The organism is Rubellimicrobium mesophilum DSM 19309, assembly GCF_000600335.2.
GTDB classification, from domain to species: Bacteria; Pseudomonadota; Alphaproteobacteria; order Rhodobacterales; family Rhodobacteraceae; genus Rubellimicrobium; species Rubellimicrobium mesophilum.
Window position 1 is genome coordinate 62,274 of the sequence record NZ_KK088564.1, and the last position, 8,466, is coordinate 70,739.

5 protein-coding genes and 2 pseudogenes are annotated in these 8,466 nt (G+C 68.0%); 6 read left to right on the forward strand and 1 reads right to left on the reverse strand.

The window, feature by feature from the left end; translation table 11 throughout:
- Window positions 1-79 precede the first annotated feature (79 nt).
- The 6 genes and pseudogenes from RUMESO_RS09045 to RUMESO_RS09070 all read left to right on the forward strand — a co-directional run bounded on the left by RUMESO_RS09045 (window position 80) and on the right by RUMESO_RS09070 (window position 8,359).
- Entirely contained in the window at window positions 80-2,449 is a 2,370-nt protein-coding gene (locus RUMESO_RS09045) for a trimethylamine N-oxide demethylase (protein ID WP_037279757.1), read from the forward strand.
- A 362-nt stretch (window positions 2,450-2,811) separates the two neighbouring features.
- Window positions 2,812-4,419, forward strand: a complete 1,608-nt coding sequence (locus RUMESO_RS09050; RefSeq protein ID WP_245639209.1) for a trimethylamine N-oxide permease — start codon at window positions 2,812-2,814, stop codon at window positions 4,417-4,419.
- Window positions 4,420-4,566: 147 nt separating this feature from the next.
- On the forward strand, window positions 4,567-5,703 hold the full coding sequence (locus tag RUMESO_RS09055) for an aminomethyl transferase family protein (RefSeq protein ID WP_037279759.1): 1,137 nt from the start codon (window positions 4,567-4,569) through the stop codon (window positions 5,701-5,703).
- Window positions 5,704-5,729: 26 nt separating this feature from the next.
- Window positions 5,730-6,347 (forward strand): dimethylamine monooxygenase subunit DmmA family protein, encoded by a 618-nt coding sequence (locus tag RUMESO_RS09060; protein WP_037279760.1) that lies wholly within the window; start codon window positions 5,730-5,732, stop codon window positions 6,345-6,347.
- Window positions 6,344-7,306 (forward strand): PDR/VanB family oxidoreductase, encoded by a 963-nt coding sequence (locus RUMESO_RS09065; protein ID WP_037279762.1) that lies wholly within the window; start codon window positions 6,344-6,346, stop codon window positions 7,304-7,306. Before RUMESO_RS09060 ends, RUMESO_RS09065 begins: the two co-directional genes overlap by 4 nt.
- Window positions 7,307-7,317: 11 nt before the next feature.
- A pseudogene (locus RUMESO_RS09070) lies at window positions 7,318-8,359 on the forward strand (heme-dependent oxidative N-demethylase family protein).
- A 2-nt stretch (window positions 8,360-8,361) separates the two neighbouring features.
- On the opposite strand, the pseudogene RUMESO_RS27065 reads toward RUMESO_RS09070, so the two are convergent.
- Window positions 8,362-8,466 (reverse strand): annotated as a pseudogene (locus RUMESO_RS27065) (helix-turn-helix domain-containing protein); the annotation flags it as partial.

The window sequence follows — 8,466 nt, forward strand, 5'->3', positions numbered from 1 at the left end:
TGCAGCCCAAGGAAAGGCTGATATTCATTTGGATCAAATAAGTTTACGCACAAGCAAGATGCCTGGCAACGGAGGTCTCATGCTCGACAACCCGTATCCCCATATCGTTCCAGGGCCGCCTCGTCCAAGCCGCATCCTGACGGCAGGCCTCGCGTCGGGGCGGGAGCGCCATGAGGTGCCGGGCGGAGGGGCGCTGCTCGTGCGGATCGGGGCCGGCGACCGGGTCACCATCGCCAATGTCGAAGGTGGCCAGCCTTGCGAACTCCTGGCCGCCGACGCCCGGGGCCGTCTCGACGCAGGCCTCCTCGGGACGCGCGCGAGCGGAGACGCAGGCGGCCTCCGAGCGATGCTCGCGGGGGCGGACGCGGCCTGGAACGGCCTTGGTCGGTTGCGCGCCGGGCTGCTGCGCAGGGGGATCGACCTGGGCCCGGCCACGAGCGTGAACCTGTTCGGTCCCGACACGCGGGCCGGCGAGCAGGCCGGCTTCACGGCGGTCGCGGATTGCGATCTGGTCGTCGTGGCCCCCGCCGTCTCCATGTCCCCCCACGACCAGGATACGGCCACGCCGCTGATCCTCACCATCGACCGTGCCCGCCCTCGCGATCTCTTGGGGCATGACCTGCCGGAGCCGCTGGCCGATCCGGTGCTCGACCTGCGGGTGAGATCGGCGACCGCCGAGAGCTTCCTGGTGAAGGCCGGCGACTACATCCAGGTCATCGACGTGGACGGGCGCCAGTGCACCGACTTCCAAGCCTTCGACGCCCGCAAGCTCGACCGCGGCATCCAGCATCCGATCGACGTGACCACCTCGCGCACGCTCATGGGCCACGACTTCTCCCGGCCCGGGCTGCACTCCAAGTACTACGATCAGGAGATGGTCCCGCTGGTCGAGGTCGTGCAGGACACGGTGGGGCGTCACGACGCCTTCGCCCTGGCCTGCAGCGCGAAGTACTACGACGACATCGGCTACCCGGGGCACCCGAACTGCTCGGAGAACTTCAACCGCGCGCTGGCGCCGCATGGGGTGACGGCCCGGCCGGGCTGGATGGCGGTGAACCTGTTCTTCAACACCAGCATCGACGCCCATGGCGTCCTCGTCTCGGACGAGCCCTGGTCGCGCCCGGGGGACTACGTGCTCTTCCGCGCGCTGACCGACCTGGTCTGCGTCAACTCGGCCTGCCCCGACGACACCTCTCCCTCCAATGGCTGGAACCTCACGGATATCCACGTGCGCACCTATTCAGGCAAAGAGAGCTTCTCCCGCGCGGTCGCGTATCGCCCGACCTCCCAATCGGAGCCCCGCATGACCAAGGAGACCGCCTTCCACCCCCGCACCTCGGCGCTGACGCGCCACGTGGCCGAATACCGGGGCTACTGGCTGCCGCAGGTCTATTCGGCCAACGGGACGCTGGAGGAATACTGGGCCTGCCGCGAGAGGGCAGCCGTGATGGACCTGTCGCCCCTGCGCAAGGTCGAGGTCACCGGGCCCGACGCCGAGGCGCTCATGCAGTGGGTGCTGACGCGCGACGTGAAGAAGCTGAGCGTCGGGCAGGTCGTCTATTCGGCGATGTGCTACGAGCACGGCGGGATGATCGACGACGGCACGCTGTTCCGCCTGGGCCGCGACAACTTCCGCTGGATCGGCGGCGACGACTACGGCGCGACCTGGATCCGGGAGCAGGCCGAGAAGCTGGGGCTGCAGGCCATGGTCCGCACCTCGACGGACCAGCTCCACAACATCGCCGTGCAGGGGCCGCTCAGCCGGACGATCCTGAAGGACGTGATCTGGACCGCGCCGCACCAGCCGGCCCTCGAGGAGCTGGGGTGGTTCCGCTTCGCCCCGGCGCGGCTCAGGGGCCCGGCCGGCGCCCCCGTGGTCGTCTCGCGCACCGGCTACACCGGCGAGCTCGGCTACGAGATCTTCTGCCACCCGAAGGACGCGCTGGAGCTCTGGGACACGGTCTGGGAGGCCGGGCAACCCCATGGGCTCAGGCCGATGGGCCTCAACGCCCTCGACATGGTGCGCATCGAATCGGGCCTGATCTTCGCGGGCTACGAGTTCAGCGACGAGACGGACCCGTTCGAGGCCGGGATCGGCTTCGCGGTGCCGCTCAAGTCCAAGCCGGACGACTTCGTGGGGCGCGAGGCCCTGGTCCGCCGCAAGGAGCACCCCATCCACAAGTTCGTGGGGCTGGAGATCGCCTCCAACGTCGATGTCGGCCACGGCGACAGCGTCCATGTCGGCCGTGCGAAGGTCGGCGTCGTCACGTCCTCCACGCGCTCGCCGATCCTGGGCAAGAACATCGCCCTGGCGCGGGTGGATGTCGCCCACGCGGAGGTCGGAACCGAGGTCGAGGTCGGCAAGCTGGATGGCCAGCAGAAGCGTCTGCCCGCGCGCGTCACCCCGCCCAGCGCCTATGACCCCAAGAAGACACGCCCGCAGTCCTGACAGGGGTTCGTCGGACGGGAAAAGCTCCCGACAGTTCCCGTCATGACCAAGTCAAGAAGAAGAAAGGTAAAATCCAAGCGTTAATCCGGTCCGGGTTGCCGGCACCCGGCTCCTACATCCCTACGCCCGGGCAAGTTTTTTCTCCCGAGGCAAAAAACGCTTGCTGTTCGGCCAACCTGAGGCACTCTGTCGCAGCCACGGGGACGAAGAGCCCTGGGTGCCAGGAAGGACAAGACAACGGGGAGTGGTCGGATGACCCTGGAACGAACGGATGCGTTGGGGACCGCTAGGCCCTCGGGCGAGCTGATCCGTGCCTTGACGTGGCGCGGGGCCTTTTGGGTCGCGGCGGGGTGCCGCCCCTGGTGCTGTTCTCGATCGGCGGGATTGCCGGCGTCGCGGGCAAGATGGCCTTCGCGGTCTGGATGATCTCCATGTGCATGGGGTTCCTCCAGTCGTTCACCTATGCCGAGATGGCGGGCATGTTCGGCAACAAGTCGGGCGGCACCTCGGTCTATGGCGCCACGGCCTGGCTCCGCTATTCCAAGTTGATCGCTCCCCTGTCGGTCTGGTGCAACTGGTTCGCCTGGAGCCCGGTGCTGTCGCTGGGCTGCGCGATCGCCGCCGGCTACATCCTGAACGCGCTGTTCCCCATCCCGGCCACGGACAGCCAGGCCGTGCTCGACTGGATGGCGGCCAACGCGGGGGCCACGGCCGAGGGCGCGGTCGCGGCGCTCACCCCTGCGGTCCGGACCTGGACGGCCTATGACCTCGCCATTCCGGGGCTCGGCACGCTGCACTTCAACGCGGTCTTCCTGATCGGCGCGATCCTGATGTTGATCATCTTCGCGATCCAGCACCGCGGCATCGCCTCGACGGCCAGCGCGCAGAAGTGGCTGGCGATCATCGTGCTGGTTCCGCTGTTCCTGGTCGGCATCGTGCCGATCCTGAACGGCTCCATCATCGAATCGAACGTCACCGGGCTCGTGCCGCCGAGCGCCGCCTATTCGGGCGAGGACGGGGCCTGGAACGTCGGCGGTTGGACGCTGGTCCTCGGCGCGCTCTACATCGCCGCTTGGTCGACCTACGGCTTCGAGACGGCGGTCTGCTACACGCGCGAGTTCAAGAACCCGGCGCACGACACCTTCAAGGCCATCTTCTTCTCGGGCCTGCTCTGCATCGTCTTCTTCTTCCTGATCCCCTTCTCGTTCCAGGGCGTCTTCGGCCATGCCGGGATGCTGGCGCCGGGGATCGTGGACGGCACCGGGATCGCCGAGGCGCTGGGAAGCATGGTCGGCGCGGGCCGCGTGGTGACGCAGGTCCTCGTGATCCTGATGATCCTCGCTCTGTTCCTGTCGATCATGACCGCCATGGCCGGGTCGTCGCGGACGCTCTATCAGGGCTCCAAGGACGGCTGGCTCCCGCGCTACCTGTCCCACGTGAACGAGCACGGCGCGCCGACCGGGGCGATGTGGACGGACTTCGCGTTCAACCTGTTCCTGCTGGCGCTCGCCTCGGACGTCGCGGGCTACTTCTACGTGCTCGCGATCTCGAACGTGGGCTACATCATCTTCAACTTCCTGAACCTGAATGCGGGCTGGATCCACCGGATCGACTCGCCGCATCTGCCGCGCCCCTGGAAGGCGCCGACGCTCCTGATCGGGCTCAACACCGTCCTGGCGTTCGTCAACGCGCTCTTCCTCGGGGCGGGCGCCAAGGTCTGGGGCTATTCCGGCGCGCTCTGGTCCGGCCTGTTCTTCGCCGCGCTGATCCTGCCGGTCTTCTGGTTCCGCCACTACGTCCAGGACAAGGGCCGCTTCCCGCGCGAGGCTCTCATCGACCTCGGCCTTCCGCCGGACGGCGACACGTCGCACCTGGGCGAGCGCCGGGCGGGGATCCGACCCTACCTCGCCCTGACGGCGGGCGCCGTCCTGGTCCTCTGGGCGAACTGGTTCTTCGTCCTGCCGGGTTGAGGCAGGCGAAATCCTGCCGGGGGCGGCCATCGGGCCGCCCTTTTGGTCGGTGATGTTCTCTCACGGGAAAGAAATCTGCCCTGCAGTGTTGATTTCACGGTCAGGGCCTTGCAAGATACCTCCAAAAAACAAGCAATGGGGAGACCGATGACCAACTCCTGGAGATTCTCGACGCTGGCCGACCGCCACCGTGCCCTTGGCTCCGACCTCGAGGACTGGAGCGGGATGGGGACGGCCTGGAGCTACGCGGGCGATCCCATGCCCGAGTACATGGCCATCCGCACCAAGGCGGGGCTCATGGACGTGTCGGGCCTCAAGAAGGTCCATGTCACCGGCTCGGCGGCGAGCCACATCATCGACCGCGCCACCACCCGGAACATGGAAAAGCTCATGCCGGGCCGGTCGGTCTATGCCGCCATGCTGAACGACGCGGGCAAGTTCATCGAGGACTGCGTGATCTACCGGACGGGCCCCAACGCCTTCATGGTGGTGCACGGCTCGGGCCAGGGGCACGAGCAGCTCACCATGGCGGCGGCGGGCCGCGACGTGTCGATCCGCTTCGACGACAACCTGCACGACCTGTCGCTCCAGGGGCCGCTCGCGGTCGACTACCTCGAGAAGCACGTGCCGGGCATCCGGCAGCTTCCCTACTTCGCGCATATGCAGACCTCGCTCTTCCGCAAGCCCGTGATGATCTCGCGCACCGGCTACACCGGCGAGCGCGGCTACGAGATCTTCTGCCGCGGCCAGGACGCGACGATGATCTGGGACCGCATCCTGGACGAGGGCCAGGAGATGGGGATCATCCCCTGCCGCTTCACGACGCTCGACCTGCTGCGGACCGAGAGCTACCTGCTCTTCTTCCCCTACGACAACTCCGAGATGTATCCCTTCGAGGACGAAGGCCCGGGCGACACGCTCTGGGAGCTCGGGCTCGACTTCACCGTCTCGCCCGGGAAGAAGGGCTTCCGCGGCGCCGAGGAGCACTACCGGCTCAAGGGCAAGGAGCGGTTCAGGATCTGGGGCCTCAAGCTCGAGGGCGACGTGGCGCCCGAGAACGGCGCCCCGGTGATGCGGGACGGCAAGCAGGTGGGCGTGGTCACGCAGGCCATGCATTCGCCGCTCAACGACTGGACGGTCGCCATCGCGCGCCTGCCCGTGGACTGCGCCAACGACGGCACCAAGCTCACCGTGCAGAGCGAGGCCGCCGGCGAGATCGCCGCGACGACGCATTCCATGCCGTTCCACGATCCCGAGAAGAAGCGGCGCACGGCGCAGGGCTGAGGCCGGGTCCGGGGCAGGGGGAGCGGATGACCAAGACCATCTTCGAGCCGTCGATCTTGAGCCGGCCGGTCTACGGCGAGCTGGAGCCGAGGCGGGGGCAGGGGCATCTCATGGTCGCCGACGGCGAGGGCGCCGAGGCGATCCTGGACTGCCTCGCCAGGGCGCCGGAGGCCGCCGCGATGCTGGCCCGGACCCACATCATCTACTGCCCCGGGCCGAACGGCACCGACCTGTCGGACCGGCTCGCGGCGCTGGGGGCGGCGCAGTTCCATCGCGCCCCCTCCTTCGCCGCCGCGCTGCCCCGGCTCCGCCGCGTGCTGGGGGACGCCCGCATGGGGACGCAGGTCTACCTCGCGGGGACCGAGGGACTGATCGGCCAGGCCCTGCGGGAGGTGACGGACGCCGGCCTGCCGCACACCGCCGTGCAGACCGAGCATCGCGGCTCGACCGTCCGGCGGGTGCAGTGCGTCCATTGCAAGGGCATCACCGAGGACGTGCGGACCGACCCCTTCCAGTGCTCGCATTGCGGGCTCTGGCTCTTCGTCCGCGACCACTACTCGCGCCGCATCGCGGCCTTCCAGGGCGTCAACATCGACGCCGAAGATCCGGGCCAGGTGCCCACGCCAGTGGTGAGGTTCCAATGAGCGGCGCCGAGCAGATCCCTGTCGTCGTCAAGGAGGTCGTCCCCGTGAACGACCTCATCACCCGCTTCCGCTTCGTCCATCGCGAGGGCCGGCGGCTTCCCTCCTTCTCGGGCGGGGCGCACACGGTGGTGGAGATGGACGACAACGGCATCCGCCGCCGCAACCCCTATTCGCTGATGGGCGACCCCGCCGACACCTCGGGCTACTCCATCTCGGTGCGCCGCGACGACGTGGGGCGGGGCGGGTCGCTCTACATGCATCGCGTGGTCCGGCCGGGGATGGAGATGGTGATCTCCAATCCCGTGAACCTCTTCGCGCTCGACCTGCGGGCCCGCAAGCACCTCTTCATCGCCGGCGGGATCGGCATCACCCCGTTCATCGCCATGATGGCGCAGGCCCATAGGTTCGGGCAGCGCTTCGAGCTGCATTACGCCGCCCGCTCGCGCAGCCTGGGCGCCTACATGGGCGAGCTGTCCGAGCGCTACGGCGACCGCGTGCACCTCCACCTCGACGACGAGGGCACCCGGCTCGACCTCGAACGGCTGCTGGCCCGGCAGCCCCTCGGCACGCACGTCTACATCTGCGGGCCAAAGCCCATGCTGGCCTGGGTCATCGACACCGCGACTGCCCTGGGCTGGCCGTCCGAGGCGATCCACTACGAGGAGTTCCTCGCCCCCCCGACCGGCCAGACCTTCGAGGTGGAGCTGGCGGCCTCCAACAAGCGGATCACCGTGGGCGCGCACCAGTCGCTGCTGGAGGCCATCGAAGCGGCCGGCGTGGACGCGCCCTATCTCTGCCGGGGCGGCGCCTGCGGCCAGTGCGAGACCGACGTCCTGGCCTGCGACGGCCGCATCCTGCACAACGACCACTGGCTCACCGACGCCCAGAAGGCCGAGGGCACCAAGATCATGCCCTGCATGTCGCGCTTCGAGGGCCGCCTGCTGGTCCTGGACCGCTGAGGGAGGAATCCATGAGCTTCGAGTTCAACAACGTCTCGTTCCGGGGCGACTTCACCTTCCGCAACTCGCCGGCCGGGGTCCGTCGCTTCCCGTTCCCGTTCGACCGGGACCAGTACATGTATTCGGTCAACATCGAGCGGCACCTGCCCGGGCCCGAGGGGTCCGTCTTCGAGCACGCCTTCGACGTGGACGAGCACTACGTCTCCGAGATGAAGGACCGCGCGATGGTCCTGGCCGAGGACCCGCTGCGCTGCCAGTCGCTGCCGCACATGACCCTCGCCGGCTGGGACCTCCTCGAGCTCATCATGGAGTCGAAGGCCCGCGACTATCCGGACTGGTTCGAGCTCCACAAGGACGGCAACCGCTGGCACTGGATCAACCGGCCGCTGGGTATCGACGACAGGTTCACATTCCTCGACGAGAGCACGCTGCCCTACGGGCCGATGGAGTACATCACCCGCCAGACGCAGGGCGACTTCACGCTGCAGGACCAGCGCGAGGGCACGCTCTGGATCGAGGCCGGGATGGTCACGACCCAGGCGGATTGGAGCCTCGACTTCGACATCGGGATGAAGTTCCATGAATGGCACGCCCCCGTGCCCATGGCCCCACGAGATGGGCGTCTTCGACCGGGCGCTGAAGTTCCTGATGAACATCCAGCACGGCCAGCCCTTCCGCCGGTTCAACTGGACCATGACGGTGGACCCGCTGCTCGACACGAGCCCCGAGAACTATCACAAATGGGGTCCTTCCAAGGCGACGCTGACCAAGGAGAACATCGGCCAACGGCAGCATCTGAGGGTGGAGCTCCAGAGCTTCTGGCGCCTGCCGCGCTCGAACGCGCTCGCCTTCCCGATCCGGGCCTACCTTTGCTCGTTCCAGGACCTCGTGACGGTCCCGAAATGGGGCCGCCGCCTCCACCGCGTGATCCAGGACCTTCCCGAGCCGCTGGCGGTCTACAAGGGCTTCGCCCGGAACCGACCGCTGATGGTCGAATGGCTGTCCCAGTACGACGATGGGGCGCCCACCTCGCCGGGGACCGGGCCCGACTGACCTCAACTCTGCGGGTAGGAGATGACGGAGAGGTATCGGGCGGGGAGTTGGTTGAGCTCTTCGGGGCCGTGGCGGGCGTCGGCGTCGAAGAGGAGGCTGTCGCCGGG